The 18,666-nt window shown below is 73.3% G+C and carries 15 protein-coding genes and 4 pseudogenes; 10 read left to right on the top strand and 9 right to left on the bottom strand.

Annotation, left to right across the window (positions count from 1 at the left end; genetic code table 11):
• The first annotated feature begins 134 nt into the window (after positions 1-134).
• Both ACFYXM_RS27050 and ACFYXM_RS27045 read left to right on the top strand, forming a co-directional pair.
• Entirely contained in the window at positions 135-1,646 is a 1,512-nt protein-coding gene (locus ACFYXM_RS27050; RefSeq protein WP_389293119.1) for an SDR family oxidoreductase, read from the top strand.
• Between the two features lie 88 nt (positions 1,647-1,734).
• A complete protein-coding gene (locus tag ACFYXM_RS27045; protein ID WP_389293118.1) occupies positions 1,735-2,214 on the top strand; it encodes an SRPBCC family protein in 480 nt (159 codons plus the stop codon).
• A gap of 79 nt (positions 2,215-2,293) precedes the next feature.
• Here ACFYXM_RS27045 and ACFYXM_RS27040 read toward each other — a convergent pair whose 3' ends face one another.
• Entirely contained in the window at positions 2,294-3,424 is a 1,131-nt protein-coding gene (locus tag ACFYXM_RS27040; RefSeq protein ID WP_073785778.1) for a PLP-dependent cysteine synthase family protein, read from the bottom strand.
• Positions 3,425-3,631: 207 nt separating this feature from the next.
• Here ACFYXM_RS27040 and ACFYXM_RS27035 point away from each other — a divergent pair, with 207 nt between their 5' ends.
• Together ACFYXM_RS27035 and ACFYXM_RS27030 are read left to right on the top strand one after the other, a co-directional pair.
• Positions 3,632-3,949, top strand: coding sequence for a hypothetical protein (locus tag ACFYXM_RS27035; protein WP_389293116.1), 318 nt, complete (start codon positions 3,632-3,634; stop codon positions 3,947-3,949).
• A 183-nt stretch (positions 3,950-4,132) separates the two neighbouring features.
• Positions 4,133-4,654 carry an ATP-binding protein gene (locus ACFYXM_RS27030; protein WP_389293114.1) on the top strand — a complete coding sequence of 174 codons (522 nt, stop codon included), beginning with the start codon at positions 4,133-4,135 and terminating at the stop codon, positions 4,652-4,654.
• A gap of 18 nt (positions 4,655-4,672) precedes the next feature.
• Here the strand turns inward: ACFYXM_RS27030 and ACFYXM_RS27025 are convergent.
• Positions 4,673-4,879 (bottom strand): annotated as a pseudogene (locus ACFYXM_RS27025) (hypothetical protein); the annotation flags it as partial.
• Here ACFYXM_RS27025 and ACFYXM_RS27020 point away from each other — a divergent pair.
• Positions 4,879-5,178: pseudogene (locus ACFYXM_RS27020) on the top strand (RNA polymerase subunit sigma-24); the annotation flags it as partial. The pseudogenes ACFYXM_RS27025 and ACFYXM_RS27020 sit on opposite strands and share 1 nt — an antisense overlap.
• 264 nt (positions 5,179-5,442) lie before the next feature.
• On the opposite strand, the gene ACFYXM_RS27015 reads toward ACFYXM_RS27020, so the two are convergent.
• Complete coding sequence (locus ACFYXM_RS27015) at positions 5,443-6,657, bottom strand: ROK family protein (RefSeq protein ID WP_389293112.1); 1,215 nt, start codon at positions 6,655-6,657, stop codon at positions 5,443-5,445.
• A gap of 161 nt (positions 6,658-6,818) precedes the next feature.
• On the opposite strand from ACFYXM_RS27015, the pseudogene ACFYXM_RS27010 reads away from it, so the two are divergent.
• A pseudogene (locus ACFYXM_RS27010) lies at positions 6,819-7,146 on the top strand (MFS transporter); the annotation flags it as partial.
• Positions 7,147-7,285: 139 nt separating this feature from the next.
• Complete coding sequence (locus ACFYXM_RS27005) at positions 7,286-8,041, top strand: maleylpyruvate isomerase family mycothiol-dependent enzyme (RefSeq protein WP_389293110.1); 756 nt, start codon at positions 7,286-7,288, stop codon at positions 8,039-8,041.
• 34 nt (positions 8,042-8,075) lie between these two features.
• On the opposite strand, the pseudogene ACFYXM_RS27000 reads toward ACFYXM_RS27005, so the two are convergent.
• Positions 8,076-9,242 (bottom strand): annotated as a pseudogene (locus ACFYXM_RS27000) (hybrid sensor histidine kinase/response regulator transcription factor).
• A 14-nt stretch (positions 9,243-9,256) separates the two neighbouring features.
• Positions 9,257-10,471 (bottom strand): geranylgeranyl reductase family protein, encoded by a 1,215-nt coding sequence (locus ACFYXM_RS26995; protein WP_199883416.1) that lies wholly within the window; start codon positions 10,469-10,471, stop codon positions 9,257-9,259.
• Between the two features lie 182 nt (positions 10,472-10,653).
• Here ACFYXM_RS26995 and ACFYXM_RS26990 point away from each other — a divergent pair, with 182 nt between their 5' ends.
• Complete coding sequence (locus ACFYXM_RS26990) at positions 10,654-12,018, top strand: dipeptidase (protein ID WP_389293108.1); 1,365 nt, start codon at positions 10,654-10,656, stop codon at positions 12,016-12,018.
• 251 nt (positions 12,019-12,269) lie between these two features.
• Here ACFYXM_RS26990 and ACFYXM_RS26985 read toward each other — a convergent pair whose 3' ends face one another.
• Positions 12,270-13,307 (bottom strand): NUDIX domain-containing protein, encoded by a 1,038-nt coding sequence (locus tag ACFYXM_RS26985; RefSeq protein WP_389293106.1) that lies wholly within the window; start codon positions 13,305-13,307, stop codon positions 12,270-12,272.
• Between the two features lie 858 nt (positions 13,308-14,165).
• Between ACFYXM_RS26985 and ACFYXM_RS26980 the strand changes: the two genes are divergently transcribed.
• Positions 14,166-14,666, top strand: coding sequence for a hypothetical protein (locus ACFYXM_RS26980; RefSeq protein ID WP_389293105.1), 501 nt, complete (start codon positions 14,166-14,168; stop codon positions 14,664-14,666).
• A gap of 62 nt (positions 14,667-14,728) precedes the next feature.
• On the opposite strand, the gene ACFYXM_RS26975 is transcribed toward ACFYXM_RS26980, so the two are convergent.
• On the bottom strand, positions 14,729-15,658 hold the full coding sequence (locus ACFYXM_RS26975) for an ROK family protein (RefSeq protein ID WP_389293104.1): 930 nt from the start codon (positions 15,656-15,658) through the stop codon (positions 14,729-14,731).
• Between the two features lie 207 nt (positions 15,659-15,865).
• Here ACFYXM_RS26975 and ACFYXM_RS26970 point away from each other — a divergent pair, with 207 nt between their 5' ends.
• Positions 15,866-16,894, top strand: coding sequence for a LacI family DNA-binding transcriptional regulator (locus ACFYXM_RS26970; RefSeq protein ID WP_389293102.1), 1,029 nt, complete (start codon positions 15,866-15,868; stop codon positions 16,892-16,894).
• A gap of 29 nt (positions 16,895-16,923) precedes the next feature.
• Here the strand turns inward: ACFYXM_RS26970 and ACFYXM_RS26965 are convergent, their stop codons facing one another.
• Positions 16,924-18,222 carry a DUF6986 family protein gene (locus ACFYXM_RS26965; RefSeq protein ID WP_389293100.1) on the bottom strand — a complete coding sequence of 433 codons (1,299 nt, stop codon included), beginning with the start codon at positions 18,220-18,222 and terminating at the stop codon, positions 16,924-16,926.
• A gap of 173 nt (positions 18,223-18,395) precedes the next feature.
• On the bottom strand, positions 18,396-18,666 hold a 271-nt coding region (locus tag ACFYXM_RS26960; protein ID WP_389293099.1), incomplete at its 5' end, for an electron transfer flavoprotein subunit alpha/FixB family protein.

Raw genomic sequence — 18,666 nt, 5'->3', positions numbered from 1 at the left:
GACCGCGTGCGGCACGTGCGGTCGGGCCGAGGTGCCGGGCGGTGTCGCTGCGGGTGGCCGGTACGGGTGGCCCGTGCCGCCGTTCGGAGTCGTTCGCCGGGCCGCGCGCTCCGGTCCGGTGGAGACTCGGGCGGGTGAACGAATCCTCGGACGGTACGCGGCCGCGCTGTCTGGTGACGGGTGCCACCGGCTACATCGGCGGGCGTCTGGTGCCCGCGCTGCTCGACGCCGGTCACCGGGTGCGTGCGGCGGTGCGGGATCCCCGGAGGCTGCGCGACCATCCGTGGGCGGACCGGGTCGAGGTGGTGACGGCCGATGTCCGGGACGCCGGTTCCGTGCGGGCCGCGATGCGGGACGTGGACGTGGCGTACTACCTGGTGCACGCGCTCGGCTCCGGGCCGGGCTTCGAGGAGCGGGACCGCGAGGCGGCCCGGATCTTCGGCGAGCAGGCGCGGGCCGCGGGGGTCGGGCGGATCGTGTATCTGGGCGGACTCACCCCGGACGGGGTGCCCGAACGGGAGCTGTCCCCGCATCTGCGGTCGCGTGCCGAGGTGGGGCGTGTGCTGCTCGCTTCCGGGGTGCCGACGGCCGTGCTGCGGGCGGCGGTCGTCATCGGGTCGGGCTCGGCCTCCTTCGAGATCCTGCGCCATCTCACCGAGCGGCTGCCGGTGATGGTCACGCCGAGCTGGGTGCGCACGTCGATCCAGCCGGTCGCGGTACGGGACGTGATCCGGTGGCTCGTCGGCTGCGCCGGGCTGCCCGCCGAGGTGAACCGCGCCTTCGACATCGGGGGCCCGGACGTCATGACGTACCGGGACATGATGCGCCGGTACGCGGAGGTCGCCGGGCTGCCGCACCGGCTCATCCTGCCCGTCCCGGTGCTCACCCCGGGGCTCTCCGGACTCTGGATCGGACTGGTCACCCCGGTGCCGCCGTCGATCGCCCGGCCGCTGGCGGAGTCGCTGCGGCACGAGGTGGTCTGCCACGAACACGACATCGCCCGGTACGTGCCCGATCCGCCGGGCGGTGCCCTCGGCTTCGACGAGGCGCTGCGGCTGGCGCTCCAGCGGATCAAGGAGGCGCGGGTGGACACCCGGTGGTCCTCGGCTTCGGTGTCCGGTGCGCCCAGTGATCCATTGCCCACGGATCCGGACTGGTCGGGCGGCACGCTCTACCGCGACGAACGGGAGCTGACGGTGCCGGTGGCGCCGGACGCGCTCTGGCGGGTGATCGAGGGCGTCGGCGGCGAGAACGGCTGGTACTCGTTCCCGCTCGCCTGGGCCGTGCGGGGATGGCTCGACCGGATCGTCGGCGGTGTCGGGCTGCGGCGTGGGCGGCGGGACCGGCAGCGGCTGCGGGTGGGCGACTCGCTGGACTTCTGGCGGGTGGAGGAGATCGTTCCCGGTGAGCTGCTGCGACTGCGCGCCGAGATGCGGCTGCCCGGTCCGGCGTGGCTCGACCTGTCGGTGGCCCGTGACGAGCGGGGGCGGACGGTCTACCGGCAGCGCGCGCTGTTCCATCCGCGCGGGCTGCTCGGCCATGCCTACTGGTGGAGCGTATGGCCGTTCCACGCGGTGGTGTTCGGCGGCATGGCCCGTAACATCACCGCCGCCGCACGGTCGGAGCCGTCGCGCTCGACGGGCTGACGGCCTTGCAGGCAAAGACATCTGACGAAGGGTCAGTTATGTTGTGCGCGGTCCCGTACGCCCCTGCCGACCGCACGGAGGTGCACCCGTGTCCCGCCGACTCCGTTCCGTGGGAATCGACTTCGTCGATTCCGCTCCTCTGCGCCTGGTGTTCGCCGCCGGGATGTCCGCACCTCCCGAGAGGGTCTACCGCGCCCTCGCCGACGAGGTGGCGGACTGGCCGCGCTGGTTCACCTCGGTCACGGCGGCGCGGCCCATCGGCGAGGGGGCGGGCCGCGAGGTCCGGCTCAGGGGCGGCGCGGTCCTGCGTGAGACGGTCCTCGTGGCAGATCCCGGCGAGCGGTACGCCTACCGGGTCGACGCGGCCAACGCCCCCGGGATCCGGGCCCTGGTGGAGGAGTGGCTGCTCACGCCGGAAGGGGCCGGGACGCGGGTGCGGTGGACGTTCGCCGCGGACGGTTCCGGGCCCTTCCGGTTCGCCCTGCGACTGGGCCGCTCCGGGATGGGCCGGGCGTTCCGGGACGCGGTGCGCACGCTCGACGGGCGGCTGGCCGCGCCGTCGGCGTGAGACGGGCCGGGGGTCCGGCGCGGGACGGGACCGGCACCGCGCCGGGTCCGGGCCGTGCGGACCGGCCCGTTCGCCCCGGCTACCCGGACCAGCCGCCCCCGTTCAGGAAGGAGTCGATGGTCGCCGCGTACGGGGCGATGTCCAGGCCCTGCCCGGCGAGCCAGTCGTCGGAGTAGTACTTGTCGAGGTAGCGGTCGCCGGGGTCGCAGATGAGCGTGACGACGCTGCCCGTGGTGCCCTCCTCCACCATTTCGGCGACCAGCTTGAACGCGCTCCACAGTCCGGTGCCGGTGGAACCGCCCGCCTTGCGGCCGATGGCCGTCTCCAGGGCGCGTACGGCGGCGACGCTGGCCGCGTCCGGCACCTTCATCATGCGGTCGATCGCCCCGGGCACGAAGCTCGGTTCCATCCGGGGCCGGCCGATGCCCTCGATCCGGGAACCGCAGTCACTGGTGGCCAGGGGGTCGTTCCGGGTCCAGCCGTCGAAGAAACAGGAGTTCTCCGGGTCGGGCACGCAGATCCGGGTGTCGTACTGCATGTAGTGCACATAGCGCGCGATGGTCGCCGAGGTGCCGCCCGTCCCGGCCGTGGCGACGATCCAGGTCGGCTCCGGGTAGCGCTCCAGCCTGAGCTGCTGGTAGACCGACTCGGCGATGTTGTTGTTGCCGCGCCAGTCGGTGGCCCGTTCGGCGTAGGTGAACTGGTCCATGTAGTGGCCGCCGGTGTCGGCGGCGAGCGTGGCGGACTCCTCGTACATCGTGCGGGAGTCGTCGACGAAGTGGCACCGGCCGCCGTGGAATTCGATCAGCCGGCACTTCTCGGGGCTGGTGGTGCGGGGCATCACGGCGATGAACGGCACACCGATCAGCTTGGCGAAGTACGCCTCCGAGACGGCCGTGGATCCGCTGGACGCCTCGATCACCGGTTTTCCCGGCCGGATCCAGCCGTTGCAGAGTCCGTAGAGGAAGAGCGAGCGCGCCAGCCGGTGCTTGAGGCTGCCGGTGGGGTGCGTCGACTCGTCCTTGAGGTAGAGGTCGATGCCCCACGCCTCGGGCAGCGGGAAGCGCAGCAGATGGGTGTCGGCGGAGCGGTTGGCGTCCGCCTGGACCTTGCGTACGGCTTCCTTGAGCCAGGCCCGGTACCCGGGGTCGGAGCGGTCGACGTCGGCGGTCGCCGCGACCGGGTCGTGTCCTTGCTGAACCGTGCTCATGGGCGCGCTCCTCCTCGTGTCACCGGAACTCCACGCCGCCCACGATATTCCCCTCACCTGCACAAACGTTTCCTTTGATGGGCCATAGCCTTGGCTTGGCCCCGGCGCGCGGTACGGGCGCGCCCGTGCGCCGGAACGCGACCTGGCGCGACGGTCCCGGCTTGTGCAGACTGCCCATCAGAGCCATACGAAGGGGGCGAAGCAGCCATGCAGGAAACGGAGTTCAGTGCGACGGGGGTTCGGATCGAACGGTGGGCCCGGTCGCTCACCAGGGCCGGACAGGTGGTCGTGAAGGACGGCAGGGTGGCCCTGCTGACCAGCTACGGACGGGAGATCGACAGCGCGCCGGTGCGGACGGTGAGCGCGGGCCGGCCGTGGTTCGCCGGGGCCGGGGCTACCGTGGCGCGCCTCAACGGGACGCGCTACCGGCTGACGATGGGGCAGCGCGGTCACGGGCCGGACCGGACGGGTCCCGCCCGCAGGTTCCTGGAGACGCTGCGCAGCGCGGGCGGCCGGACGGTCTGAGCGGACGGCACCGCCGGCACCTCGCGAGTTGCGAAGCCGTGTCCCCTGGGCGACATTGGTCACACGTCACTCGTGGTTCACCGGCGGTGACGCTGTGACCCTCTCCGCCGGCAGGGATCGGCAGGCCGTCTGCTGGATCCGTTCCTCCGTCTTCTTCCGGACCTATTTCGGGGAGTCGCAGCCGTGATCAGCGAGCCAAGCAGGCACTGCACGGTGGAGCTCCAGGCCCTGCCGTCGCGGATCGGTCAGGTCCGCAGAATCATTTCGGCCCAGCTCCGCTACTGGCATCTCGATCCCTTGATCGACCATGCGGCACTCGGCGTCACCGAACTGCTGACCAATGTCCATCGGCACGCCCAGCCGGACAAGGCGTGCACCGTCGAGGTCGAACTGTTACTCGAACGACTGACGGTGTCCGTCCACGACCACGACCCGCGGCTGCCGACGGTGCGCGAGGCCGGAACGTTCAGCACGTCGGGGCGTGGTCTCGCCCTGATCGCCGCCGTCAGCGAGAGCTGGGGAGCCTGTCCGAGGGGCGGGGCGGGCAAGGTCGTCTGGTTCACGCTCACGGCGCCTCCCCGGTTCGCCGTACGGCCGTCGCACCCGGTGTACGGGGCGACCACGGACGGGCCGTTCGAGCCGGACGCCGCCGCGTATCCGGCGGGCCGCAGCCCGTCCGTCGCCAGGTCGATGGTGGTCGGATAGCGGACCCGCGGTCGGACCTCAGCGCCGGGCCCACGCCAGCACACTCAGACCGAACATCAGGACACCCAGGGGAAGGTGGACCGACGGGACGCGGGCGACGCGGTGGACCGACGGGACGCGGGCGACGCCCGACACGACCTGGACCGAGGCGAGCACGAGGAATCCTGAGGCGTGCAGGACGGGCCGGGGCGAGCTGCCGCCCGGCTTCCACGCCGGCACCGCCGCTCGTCGGTCCCCTCGACCCGGCTGCCGTGATGACCGCCGACGGCGGCGGCGTGGTCGGCACCGTCCTGCGCCCGGTCGAGGGCGGCGCGCGCATCGCCCGGTACATGGCCGCCATCGCCGACAAGGCTCCGGGGCTCGAGCTCCTGGAGCGGTCGGTCAACGGTGTGCCGGGCCTGGTGGCCCAGCGTGCCGGCGTCGTCGTGACCGTGGCCTCGTTCGAGGTCTCCGACGGGCGCGTCAGCCGGATCTGGGCGGTCCGCAACCCGGAGAAGCTGCGGCCGTGGGCGCGAAAGGGGTGAGGGCCGTCCCGTAATCCCTGACGGGCGGGGTCGCCCCGCACAAGGGATCCTCCCGGGTCGTGGCGAGGATCCTCGTGGCCGCCCCGGGACGGACACTCGCCCGGGCGACGCCCGCCGACCGGGCCCGGCCGGGGTGCCGAGGGGCGGGTAGGGCGCGGAAGCCGCCGTCTCAGGGCCGCCCGTGCACGACCGACGACCAGGTCCGGCCGGGCCACCGCCGCCCCGCGCCGCCCCTCGGCACGGGGCGGGCAGTCGCGCCCCGGCTCAGGCGAGCGCGGCCAGCGGGTCGTCGAGCACCGGCTGCCAGGCCAGTTCCGCCGCACCCACCAGGCTGTTGTGGTCGAGCGTGCACGGCAGGATCGGCACACTGCCGCTGCGCCCCCACAGACTGCGGTCGGCCACCACCGCGCGCAGCCGTTCGGGGTCCGCGTCGAGCAGGGCGCGGTGCAGTCCGCCGAGGATGATGCGGTCCGGGTCGAGGATATTGACCAGTCCGGCGAGCCCGAGGCCGAGCCGGTCGATCAGCTCCTCGGCGGCGCCCCGCACCACCGGATCGTCGTACTCCGTGCGCAGCAGGTCCCCTGCCTGCTTGAGCAGCGACTCCTCCGGGCCCGGTTCGCGGCGCGCCGCGAGCAGGAAGGCCAGCGGATCGGTCTCGACGTCCAGACAGCCGCGGCCCCCGCAGTGGCACGGGCGGCCGTCGGGGTTCACCGTGAGGTGCCCGACCTCCAGCGCGAGCCCCGAACTCCCGGTGTGCAGACGGCCGTCGAGGACCAGCGCGCCGCCCACGCCGCGGTGACCGGTGGCCACGCAGAGCAGGTGCCGCGCGCCGCACCCGGCGCCGTGGCGGTGTTCGGCGAGCGCGGCGAGGTTCACGTCGTTCCCGGCGAAGGCGGGGCCCGGGATGCCCGCCGCCGCCACGTGGGCGGCGAAGATCTCGCGCACCGGAACCCCCGCGGGCCAGGCGATGTGCAGGGGGTTGAGCGCGGCCCCTTCGGGTTCGGCGACCGCGGACGGCACCGCGATTCCCGCGCCGACGCAGCTGCGTCCGCTGTCCCGCAGCAGGCGGGCGCAGTCGCCGACGACCTCTCCGATGACCTGCGCCGGGTCGGCCGTGACGGTCACGCATCCCGGGGCGGTGGCGACGATCCGCCCGCCCAGGCCGACGAGCGCCGCCCGATACCCGTCCGCGTGCACCTGCGCGGCGACCGCGACCGGACCCGACTCGCGTACGGACAACCGGTGCGAGGGGCGGCCCTGGGAACCGGCGGCGGAGCCCGGCCGGGAGTCGACCTGGATCAGGCCGAGCGCCTCCAGCTCCGAGGCGACCGCACCGGCCGTCGCCCGGGTGACCCCGAGTTCGGAGGTGAGGACGGCGCGGGTGGGCGCGCGCCCGGTGTGGACCAGTTCCAGCGCGGGCCCGAGCACACTGCGGCCCCTCTCCAGCTTCGTCCGGGCGGTGGTCACCTTTCCGTTCATGGGGGCGAGTCTCCCATGATCCGGGCGTGCCGCCGACGCCCCGGCGTCGCACCCACGGCCCGGACGGCCGCGCCCCGTCGAGCGCCTTGCACGCGTTGCCCAGGCGCCTCCAACCTGCGTTTGTGCCGCAACTAAACAAATTGTGGGCGGCCCTGCCGGGAGTCCCGGGCGGACACACCGCAACGTCTTCGACGGCCCGCCTCCGTACCGCGCTGACCGTGTTCTTCGCCCTCGACGGCCTGGTGCTGCTGGTCTTCGGGGCCGCGTACGGCGGGATGAAGTAGCGGTGAGCCGGGCCGGGGAGTCTCCGGCCCCTCGGGGGTGGCCGCCGCGTCGACGCTGGGCTACGGCGGGATGCTGCTCGAGCCGCCCACGATCGGCTTCCTGGCCGACTGGTTCTCCCTCCCGACGGCCCTCACCACGGTGGCCCTGCTGCCCTCGGCAGCCGCCGTCCTCGGATACGCGGCACGGGGCACCGCCCGCACATGAGGCATCGGCCGCACCCCCGGACGGCCACGCGCCGCAGGCCGGATCCGGGGACTTCCGGGCCGGCTCCGGGGACTTCCGGGCCCCGGTCGGCTGCGGGCGCGGGTCGGCGCCGAGCTGTGCCGCTGGCACAATCGGCATCATGGACATCACGAGGCATGTCAAGTCCCTGGCCGACGAAGGACAGTTGCTGGTGACCGCCGCCCATGAGGCGGGCACCTCGGCGCCGGTGCCCACCTGCCCGGACTGGCGGATACGCGATCTGATCCGACACACCGGCATGGTGCACCGCTGGGCGACCGGATTCGTCGTCGAGGGCCACCCCTCGTACCACCCGAACGGCGGGGAACCCGATCTCGACGGACCCCCGCTCCTCGACTGGTTCCGCGAGGGCCACGCCCTCCTGGTCGACGCCTTGAAGGCTGCCCCGGCCGGGCTGGAATGCTGGACCTTCATGCCCGCGCCGTCGCCACGGGCCTTCTGGGCCCGGCGCCAGGCGCACGAGACGACGATCCACCGGGTGGACGCGGAGTCGGCACGCGGCGGGCGCCTGTCGACGGTGACGGCCGAGCACGCGATGGACGGCATCGACGAACTGCTGCACGGCTTCCATTCACGCGGACGGAGCAAGGTGCGCTCGGCGACACCGTGTTCCCTGCGGCTGCATGCCACGGACACCGACGCTGCCTGGACCGTACGGCTGTCGTCCGAACCGCCGCGGACCGTACGCGACGAGGAGACGGCCGAACCGGTGCCGGTGGACTGCCAGTTGAGCGGTACGGCCGAGGAGCTCTACCTGACGCTGTGGAACCGGCTGCCGCTCACGACGCTCACCGTGGCGGGCGACCCCGGGCCGGCCCGGATCTGGCGCGAGAACTCCGCGGTCACCTGGTCCTGACGGCGGACCGGCGACACGGTGGCCCGCGCCCGGCTCAGACGAGCCAGCCGGGGCGCACGAGCCCCGACTCGTAGGCGAGAACGACGAGTTGGGCCCGGTCGCGGGCGCCGAGCTTCACCATGGCGCGGCTGACGTGGGTCTTCGCGGTGAGCGGACTGACGACCAGCCGTCGGGCGGTCTCCTCGTTGGAGAGCCCCATGCCGACGAGGGCCATCACCTCCCGATTCCGTTCGGTCAGCCCGCCCGGCCCGGCCGCGGCCACGGGCCCCGTGGAGCGGGCAGCGAACTCGGCGATCGGCCGACGGGTGACCCCGGTCAGCGCCTCCTGCACGATCCGGAAGGCGGCGAGGCCGGTGGCGGGCGGCACGGCGGCGCGCGCCCCATCGGTCTCGACGGTGACGGCCAGTCCGGCGCTCGCCGCCTGGTCCACGAGTTCGGGCAGCCGGTCCAGCCCGGGGGCCGGGGCCCTGGGCGCGTTCCCGGGAGCGCGCAGGGCGTCCAGGATCTGGCGGACCTCCCCCAGCGCCTGCCTGCCGGCGGCCCTGATGGCGGCGAGCGCGGCCCGCGCCTGCTCGGGGTCGGAGTCCAGCAGCGCGAGACCGACGCTCGACTGGACGTTGATGACGGAGATGCTGTGGGCCAGCACGTCGTGGACCTCGCGGGCGGTCCGCAGCCGCTCCTCGTCGGCCCGGCGCCGCTGCGCCGCCTCCTTCTCGGCGCGCCGCTCCGCCCACTGCTCACGGCGTCCGCGGACGAACTCGGCGACCGCGACGATCGCCACCGCTCAGGCGGCAATGCCCAGTTCCTGCCCCCAGGAGGCGGCGTGGTCGTCGGCCGGCGGCAGCCACCGGTGGAGCGGGTGGGTCACCAGAACGTGGTCCAGCCACACCATGCCGAACGCTGTCCAGACCGCCCGCCCGTACGCGGACGATGCTCCGCCTTGCGATGCACCGCACCCGACGCCGCGGGCGCCGTCCTTCGAGCGGACGACGCTACTCTCGAAACACGCCCTGGCTAGTGCCGTGACCGGCAACGTTTGCCCCGTCGCGCCACCTGGCACGCGCGCTCGCGGCGTTGGCCAAAAGCCCACGTAGCCCTTCCCCAAGCTCTCGACTTCGTTCGAGCAGGGGAGGCCCCATCCGAGGGCTTCCGGCCGCCTTGCGATCGCACGCACCAGGCGCCGCTCCGTCCGGGCAAACATTGCCGGTCACGGCACTAGCGGTCCATCATCGACAGCGCCCGCTGGGCCAGCGGATGCGTCCGGACCAGTTCGGCCAGCGACGTCGTCCCCCGAGTCACCCCGGCGAACGCGTTCCAGGCCGGGCGGAACCCCGTCAGCACCGCGTGCAGCACACCCGGGCGCCGTTCGAACAACTTCAGCATGCGGCGGCCGACGCCCATCTCGACGCCGAGCCCCGCCTTGATGGCGAAGGCGTAGTTGAGCGCCTGACGCCGGGCATCCACCGCGTCGTGCGACTCCGCGATCCGGACCGCCCACTCACCGGCGAGCCGCCCCGACCGCAGCGCGAAGGAGATACCCTCACGGGTCCACGGTTCCAGCAGTCCAGCCGCGTCGCCGCACACCAGCACCCGTCCGCGTGACAGCGGCGAGTCGTCGCTGCGGCAGCGTGTCAGATGCCCCGAGGAGATCTTCGGCTCGAACCCGGCGAGCCCCAGCCGGGCGATGAAGTCCTCCAGGTACCGCTTGGTGCCCGCTCCGTCGCCGCGCGCCGAGATGACACCGACGGTGAGGGTGTCGCCCTTGGGGAACACCCAGCCGTAACTGCCGGGCATCGGGCCCCAGTCGATCAGCACCCGCCCCGCCCAGTCCTCCGCGACCGTCGGCGGGACCGGGATCTCCGCCTCCAGGCCGAGGTCCACCTGATCCAGCTTCACCCCGACGTGGGCTCCTATCCGTCCGGCGCTGCCGTCGGCGCCGACGACCGCGCGGGCCAGGACGGTCTCGCCACCGGCCAGCACCACGGCGACCGTGCGCCGGTCCGGCACCGCGGCACCGTGCTGCTCGACCCTCGTCACGGTGGCTCCGGTACGGAGTTCGGCACCCGCCTTCTGGGCCTCCTCGACCAACCCCGCGTCGAACTCCGGGCGGTTGATGAGACCGAAGAGCATCCGCTTGGAGCGGCGGGTACGCGCCAGCCTGCCGTTGAGCGAGAACGTCACCGCGTGGACCCGGTCGCGCAGCGGCAGCTCGAATCCGGGCGGCAGCGAGTCCCGCGAGAACCCGATGATTCCGCCGCCGCACGTCTTGTAGCGCGGCAGCTCGGCCCTCTCGAGGAGCAGTACCCGTCGGCCAGCGACCGCTGCCGCGTACGCCGCGGAGGCTCCGGCCGGTCCACCACCGACTACGACCACGTCCCACACGGTCGACTCTTCGCGCTCCTGCACGGCGTCTGCGTTCTCGCTGCTCACGATGTGCTTCTGCTCCCGATCCCACCAATGGCCCATGCTGCTCACGGCATCCTACGGCGCGCCCGCCCGGGCACCCCCTGTGGGAGGATCGACCGTGCGTTCGCCCCGCACGCGCACCGCACCACCGGTACGCGTGCGCCCGGCTTCATACCCATAACGTCGCACCCACGAGGAGCGTGCCCATGACCGCCCGTCCGATCTCCGAGACCATCGCCTCGCTGATGCCCCGCGCCAGGGCAGAGCTGACCGAGCTGGTGGCCTTCCAGTCGGTGGCGGATCCCGCGCAGTTCCCGAGGAGCGAGTGCGAGGCCGCCGCCAACTGGGTCGCGGACACGCTCCACGCCGAGGGCTTCCAGGACGTCGCCCTGCTCGACACCCCCGACGGAACGCAGTCGGTGTACGGCTTCCTGCCGGGTCCGGCCGGCGCCCCGACCGTGCTGCTCTACGCGCACTACGACGTACAGCCGCCGCTCGACGAGTCCGCCTGGCTCTCGCCGCCGTTCGAGCTGACCGAGCGGGACGGCCGCTGGTACGGCCGGGGCGCGGCCGACTGCAAGGGCGGCTTCATCATGCACCTGCTCGCGCTGCGCGCCCTGAAGGCCGACGGGGGTGTCCCGGTCTCGGTCAAGGTGATCGCGGAGGGCTCCGAGGAACAGGGCACCGGCGGACTGGAGCGGTACGCGGAGGCACACCCCGAGCTGCTCGCCGCGGACACGATCGTCATCGGCGACACCGGCAACTTCCGCGTCGGCCTGCCGACGGTCACCGCGACGCTGCGCGGCATGACCATGTTGCGGGTCACCCTCGACACCCTCGAAGGGAATCTGCACTCCGGTCAGTTCGGCGGCGCCGCCCCGGACGCGCTGGCCGCGATGATCCAGCTGCTGGCGTCGCTGCGCGCCGAGGACGGCAGCACCACCGTCGACGGGCTCACCGCGGACACCGAGTGGGACGGGCTCCAGTACCCGGAGGCCGAGTTCCGCGCGGACGCGAAGGTGCTCGACGGCGTCGAGCTGATCGGCACGGGTACGGTCGCCGACCGGATCTGGGCCCGGCCCGCCGTGACCGTCATCGGTATCGACTGCCCGCCGGTGGTCGGCGCCACCCCCTCGCTCCAGGCGAGCGCACGGGCCCAGATCAGCCTGCGGGTGCCGCCGGGCCAGGACGCCGCCGAGGCGACGGAGCTGCTGACCGCGCACCTCGTGGCGCACGCCCCGTGGGGAGCCAGGGTGTCGGTGGAGCAGGTCGGGCAGGGCCAGCCGTTCCGCGCGGACACCTCCAGCCCCGCGTACACCTCGATGGCACGGGCGATGGAGGCCGCGTACCCCGGCGAGACGATGCAGACGTCCGGGATGGGCGGCTCGATCCCGCTCTGCAACACCCTCGCCGCGCTCTACCCGGAGGCCGAGATCCTGCTGATCGGCCTGAGCGAGCCGGAGGCTCAGATCCACGCCGTGAACGAGAGCGTGTCGCCCGAGGAACTGGAGCGCTTGTCGGTCACCGAGGCCCTGTTCCTGCGCAACTACGCGGAGTCCAAGCGGGCCTGACGAGGCATCGGAAGAAGGCGTCCCCGCGGGTTCCCGGCGGCTGCCGGGTCCGCGGGGCGAGTCGGCGGCCCTTTCCCTCACGCCCCGCCGTGCCCGCTGCCGACGGAGTCGGCCGGGGCGCACTGCCGCGGCGTCGGCCGTACGCGCCCTCGGGACCGCCGGCCCGGTGCTCCGTTCGCCTCCGACACCGCCCGGGCCCGGCGGCCCCCGACCGTCGTCGACGCCGACACGGGGCCGCTCCGGAGCCCGCCTCAGCCGACCGGGATCCCGGCCTCCAGGTTGAGCACGGTCTTCCGTTCCCGGGCGCGCAGCGCCCAGCGCAGCCTCTCGTAGCGGGTGGGAGGGAGCAGGGTGGCGGCCTCCTCCTCGGTGACGAACCGCCAGCCGCGCAGCTCCGAGTCCGGCAGCAGCAGTCGCTGGACGTCCGCGCCGGGGAGCAGCCCGCCGTCGAAGAGCATCCGGAGACCTCCGTATCCGGGCGGGTGGGGCGCCTCCCAGTCGACGACCAGGAGCTTGGGCACCCGGTCGAGGTGGATCCCTATCTCCTCGGCCACCTCACGGATCCCCGCCTGTGCCGGCGCCTCGCCCTGCTCGACCACTCCGCCGGGGAACTCCCAGCCCGGCTTGTACGTCGGGTCCACGAGCAGGACCCGGTCGTGCTCGTCGAAGAGCAGCACCCCGGCCGCGACGGTCTCCCCGGCCGGGGCGGGGGTCTGCACGATCTCGCAGGCGGTGGCCGCTCCCGTGCGCACCGCCTCGGCTATGCGCTCGGCCGTCTCGTAGGGGGTGAGCGCGCTGGTGTCGATCGTGTGGGCGTCACGGGTGAGCCAGCCGAGCGCCGCCCGGTAGGGGCCGATGTGCTCGTAGGCCCATTGCTGGACCCGTTCGCTGTGCCCGGGGTCGTCGGGGGACTCCACCCGGCCTGCGATCCGTTTACGCAGGATCGTTTCCTCTTGCGAGAGCAGCACATGGCGCACCGGTATGCGCCGGGAGGCGAGCCCGCCGAAGATCTCGTCGCGGTGTTCCTGCCGCAGCAGCGTCATCGGCACCACCAGCACGCCGGGCACCTCGGCCAGCAGAGCCGCGGCGGTGTCCACCACCAACCGCCGCCAGATCGGCAGGTCCTGGAAGTCCGTCACCTCGGCGAGCCTCTTCTGGGGCAGCAGGTACCGCAACCCCGCGCCGATCAGCTCGGGGTCGTAGAAGGTGCTGTTCGGGATCAGATCGACCAGCTCGCGCGCGGCGCTCGTCTTCCCCGCACCGAACGCGCCGTTGATCCAGACGATCACGGTTCCCCCTCTTTCGTAGCCCCCTGTGGCTTGCCCGCAACACCCTGCCGCGAAAACCCGGCTGTGGCGATGCTGTTACCCGAAAGGAACCGTCGGATGCCCCAGGACGCGGCCCTTGTTGGCGACCGGCCCGCACACCGCCAGGACCGGCCCGGCCTGCCGTACATGACGTCCGTCAAAACACTTCCGGAGCAGGGGATCCGGGGTCCGGGCGGGTCCCTCCGCCGGGCCGTGCCCACTGGGCGCCGGGCCTTCGGTTCCGCCGTCCGCCCGCCGGAACGAGGACGGCATTCACGCCATTGCCACAAACCCATCACCAACGGAACACACTACTCCGGCGCCTGTTCCCGGGCCGATGCGTCCACGCACCCATGAACCGCGCAAGGAGGGACAGATGCCTCGGAACCACCGCCGGCCGCCCCGGGGGCAGCCGCCGCTGCCGTCCGGCGGCCTCGCACCCCGGGCCCCGCCCGTCCCCGCCGGCCGCCCGAAGTCGGACGCGCGAGCGGTCCTGATCCCCGCCGCCGCCCTGCTCCTCACCGGCGTGGGAATAGGCGGCGCGGCGGAGCCCGTCCGGGCGAGAAGGCGGACGCCGCGCCGCCTGCGACCGTGACTTCCACGCGACGGTGACCGCGACGCCGTCGCCCGTGAACACCGGGACCGCGCCCGCGAGTCCGGAGCCGGCGCCGACGGTCGCGGCGGCCGGGACGGTCCAGGTGACCGACGCCCCGGAGACCGAGGACGACGGCCCGACCGACACGTCCGACGGGTCCGGACGGGTGCGGTGCGCGTCGGGGCGGCCGGCGTCCGCTGCGCCGACCGCGCCGCCGCACGCACTGACGGCGCGGCGCGGCGCCGGTGAGCGCCGGGGGCCCCGGCCGCGGCCGTCACCTCGACCCGGACGGTGACGGCGTCGGCTGCGAGCGAACCCGGGCCGCCTCGGGCGGCTTCGGGGCGCTTCGACGACTGGTGGCCTTGGGCGACTTCGGCGCTTCGGGGGCCTGTGGCGCTCCGGCGGCGACGGACTCGGCGCGACGGTCGCCCGGCGCCCGCCCCGCTGGTGCCGCGGCCGGCAAGGTTTGCCCGGAAGGAGCGTCGACCGGTGCGTGCGGTCGCAAGGCGGCCAAAGGCCCTCGGATGGGGCCTCCCCTGCTCGAACGAGCCGAGAGCTCGGGGAAGGGCTACGTGGGTCTTTGGCCAACACCGCGAGCAATGAGGTCTCCCCTGCTCGAACGAAGCCGAGAGCTCGGGGAAGTGCCGGGCGGCGCGACGGGGCAAACGTTGCCGGGTGCGGCACTGCGTCCTGTGCGTGCGATCGCAGGGCGGAGGACCGTCCTCGTACCGGACGTACGCGGGTGATGCGACAACGCCGCGAGGTGCCGTGCCGGGCGTCGCGAGCCGGTAAACCTTCCCGCACAGCACTAGCCACGCCGGGCCGCGACGGCCGCGGCCCCGACCAGTCCCGCGTCGGCGCCCATCACCGCGGGAACCACCGTGAGCCTCCGCGCGAAGGAGAGCGTGGCGTACCGGTCGAGGGCCCGGCGCAGGGGTGCGAGGAGGATGTCGCCCGCTCCGGCCACTCCCCCGCCGATCACCGCGATGTCGATCTCGACGAGCACCGCAGTGGCGGCGATGCCTGCCGCCAGCGCCTGCGCCGCCCGATCGTACGAGGCCAGGGCGATCCGGTCCCCCGTGCGCGCGGCGGCGGCCACGGCCGCGGCCGAGACGTCGCCGTCCGGCCCGGGCCGCCAGCCGTTCTCCAACGCCCGGCGAGCGATGTTCGGCCCGCTGGCGATGCGCTCGACACAGCCGTACGAGCCGCAGGGGCACGGGTCGCCGTCCAGCTCCACGCTGACATGACCGATGTGCCCGGCATTGCCCGTGGGGCCGGGGTGCAGTCGCCCGCCGAGGACGAGCCCCCCTCCGACACCGGTGGACACCACCATGCACAGGGCGTTGTCATGACCGCGCGCCGCGCCCAGCCAGTGCTCCGCCGCCGTCATCGCGACCCCGTCGCCGACGAGTTCGACCGGCAGTCCGCCGACCGCCTCGCCGACGCGTTCCACCAGCGGGAAGTCGCGCCAGCCGGGGACGTTGACGGGGCTCACCGTACCGGCGGAGGCGTCCACCGGCCCCGCGCTGCCGATGCCGACGGCCGTCACCCGCCCCCACATCGGCGCCCCGGACAGCTCGGCCAGGACCTCCGCCACCGCGCCCATGACCGCCTCGGCCCCCTCTCGTGCGGGTGTCGGCCGCTGCGCCCGCGCGAGGAGCCTGCCGCCGCCGTCCACCAGCGCGGCGGCGGTCTTGGTGCCGCCGATGTCCAGCGCGGCGACGAGGTCGGATTGCATCGGTGCGGCTCCGTGTGCTCGGGAGAGGGCGGGACGTGCGGGGTTCGGTTCGGACGCGGTCCGGCCCCGGTGATCGTCCGGCCAGTCTCCATTCACTTGACAACGTTGTCCAGGCCCTATGCTCGGCGGCACAGCATCCGGCCCGCGCCGCGGCGCCGCTCACGGCTCCGGCCGGACCGCACACACCCGACGACAGGACAGCGCACCGTGACCGAGACCGCCCGTCACCCCGAGCCCCGCTACGGCAACCGGCCGACCATGAAGGACGTGGCCGCGCGCGCCGGGGTCGGGCTCAAGACGGTCTCCCGCGTGGTCAACGGCGAGCCGGGAGTGACGCCGGACACCGAGCGCCGGGTACAGGAGGCCATCGAGGCACTCGGCTTCCGCCGCAACGACAGCGCGCGCGTACTGCGCAAGGGCCGTACCGCCTCCATCGGGCTGGTCCTCGAAGACCTCGCCGACCCGTTCTACGGGCCGCTGAGCCGCGCGGTCGAGGAGGTCGCCCGGGCGCACGGCGCCCTGCTCATCAACGGGTCGAGCGCCGAGGACCCCGAGCGCGAGCAGGAGTTGGTGCTCGCGCTGTGCGCACGCCGGGTGGACGGCCTGATCGTGATCCCGGCCGGGGACGACCACCGCTATCTGGAACCGGAGATGAAGGCGGGTGTCGCCACCGTCTTCGTGGACCGGCCGGCCGGCCGCATCGACGCCGACACGGTCCTTTCCGACAACTTCGGCGGCGCCCGGGAGGGCGTCGCCCATCTCATCGCGCACGGCCACCGCCGGATCGGTTTCATCGGCGACCAGCCGCGCATCCACACCGCCACGGAACGACTGCGCGGCTATCACGCGGCCATGGCGGACGCCGGGACGGCGGTCGACGACTCCTGGGTGTCCCTCGGGTCCACCGACCCGGGACGGGTCCGGGCCTCCGTGGAGAGGATGGTGTCCGGCCCCGATCCCGTCACCGCGCTGTTCGCGGGCAACAACCGCGTGACGGTGACGGCGGTACGCGTCCTCGCGGAGCGGGAACGCCCGATCGCTCTCGTCGGCTTCGACGACATCGAACTGGCCGATCTGCTCGGCATCACCGTCATCTCGCAGGACGCCGCCGCCGTCGGCCGCACCGCCGCCGAACACCTCTTCCAACGCCTCGACGGCGCGGACCACTCCCCCGGGCGCGTCGAACTGCCCACCACACTCGTCCCGCGCGGCTCGGGCGAACTGCCGCCCGCCTGAGCCGCGCGGCGCGTCCGAGGCGCCGCCCGTCAGGGCGCGGTCACCGTGAGCCCGGCGCGGCGCGGCGCGGCGAACGCGTCCAGGTCCGCGCGTGTCAGCCCGGTCAGCCGGGCGACCTCGGCGGCGTCCAGGGCGCCGCAGTCGATGCCGCGCAGGAGGTATCCGCCGAGCGCCTTGGCGGTGGCGGGTTCGTCCATCACGTCGCCGCCGGTCCTGGCGGCGTACGCGGCGAGCCGCGCGGCGGCCTGCTCCAGGCCCTCGCGGTAGAAGGTGTACACGGCCGCGTACCGGGTCGGCAGGTGCCCCGGGTGCATGTCCCAGCCCTGGTAGTAGGCGCGGGTCAGGGCGCGGCGGGTGAGACCGTGGTGGAGCCGCCATGCCGCGTGGACCCGGTGGGTGGGACCGACGGGGAGGACGTTGGTGGAGCCGTCGCAGACCCGTACGCCGGTACCGGCGGCGGCGACCTGCATGACGGCCTTGGCGTGGTCGGCGGCCGGATGGTCGCTCGCCTGGTACGCGGCGCTGACGCCGACACAGGCGCTGTAGTCGAAGGTGCCGTAGTGCAGTCCGGTGGCCCGGCCCCGCGCGGCGTCGATCATGCGGGCGACGGCGGCGGTGCCGTCGGCGGCCAGGATGGACTGGCTGGTCTCGATCTGGATCTCGAAGCCGATCCGCCCGGCCGGCAGTCCGTGCGTCTGCTCGAACGCTTCGAGGAGCCGAACGAAGGCGGCGACCTGCTCGGGGTAGGTCACCTTGGGGAGGGTGAGGACCAGCCCGTCGGGGAGCCCGCCCGCCCGCATCAGACCGGTGAGGAAGATGTCCGTGGTCCGGATGCCCCGGTCGCGTACGGCGGCCTCCATGCACTTCATGCGGATGCCCATGTACGGCGCGGCCGCGCCGTTCGCGTACGCCTCCGCGACCAGTCGCGCGGCGCGGGCCGCGGTCTCGTCCTCCTCGGCGTCGGGGCGCAAGCCGTAACCGTCCTCGAAGTCGATGCGCAGGTCCTCGACGGGTTCGCGCTCCAGCTTGGCGCGGACCCGGTCGTGGACCGGGGCTGCGAGTTCGTCCGGGATGCCGAGGACCGCGGCGAACGACGCCGCGTCGGGCGCGTGCTCGTCGAGTGCCTTCAGCGCCTGGTCGCCCCAGGAGCGGATGGTGCCGGAGGTGAACGTGTCACCGGGGACGTAGACCGTGTGAACCGGCTGGCGGGTGCCGGGATCTCCCGGGTAGCGGCGGGCGAGTTCGGCGTCGACGGCGGTGAGGGAGGCGTCGATCTCCTCGCCGACCGTACCGGCGAGGCTCGTCGCCACCTGCTCCTGCTGACCCATTGCACACCCTCCACCATCAGACGGTTTCCGCGTCACGGAATCAATAATCCGGATAGTGAAGCTATAAGGCCGTCGATTCGGCGTCAATGGTGATCGGAAAGCGGTCCGGGGCCGTGTGGTGGGAAGTCACCACACGGCCCCGGACCGGGACAACGGCAGAAGAGCCCGCGCTGTCAGCCCTTGCGGGCCCTGATCTCGTCGGTGAGCTGGGGCACGACCTGGAACAGGTCACCGACCACGCCGTAGTCGACGAGATCGAAGATCGGCGCCTCGGCGTCCTTGTTGATCGCGACGATCGTCTTCGAGGTCTGCATACCCGCCCGGTGCTGGATCGCCCCGGAGATCCCCAACGCGATGTACAACTGCGGCGAGACCGACTTGCCCGTCTGCCCGACCTGCGCGGAATGCGGATACCAGCCCGCGTCCACCGCCGCACGCGACGCA

This window comes from Streptomyces sp. NPDC002476 (assembly GCF_042889785.1).
GTDB lineage: Bacteria > Actinomycetota > Actinomycetes > Streptomycetales > Streptomycetaceae > Streptomyces.
Note: the sequence above shows the minus strand (reverse complement) of the source record. Positions and strands in the feature narration are given on the sequence as shown.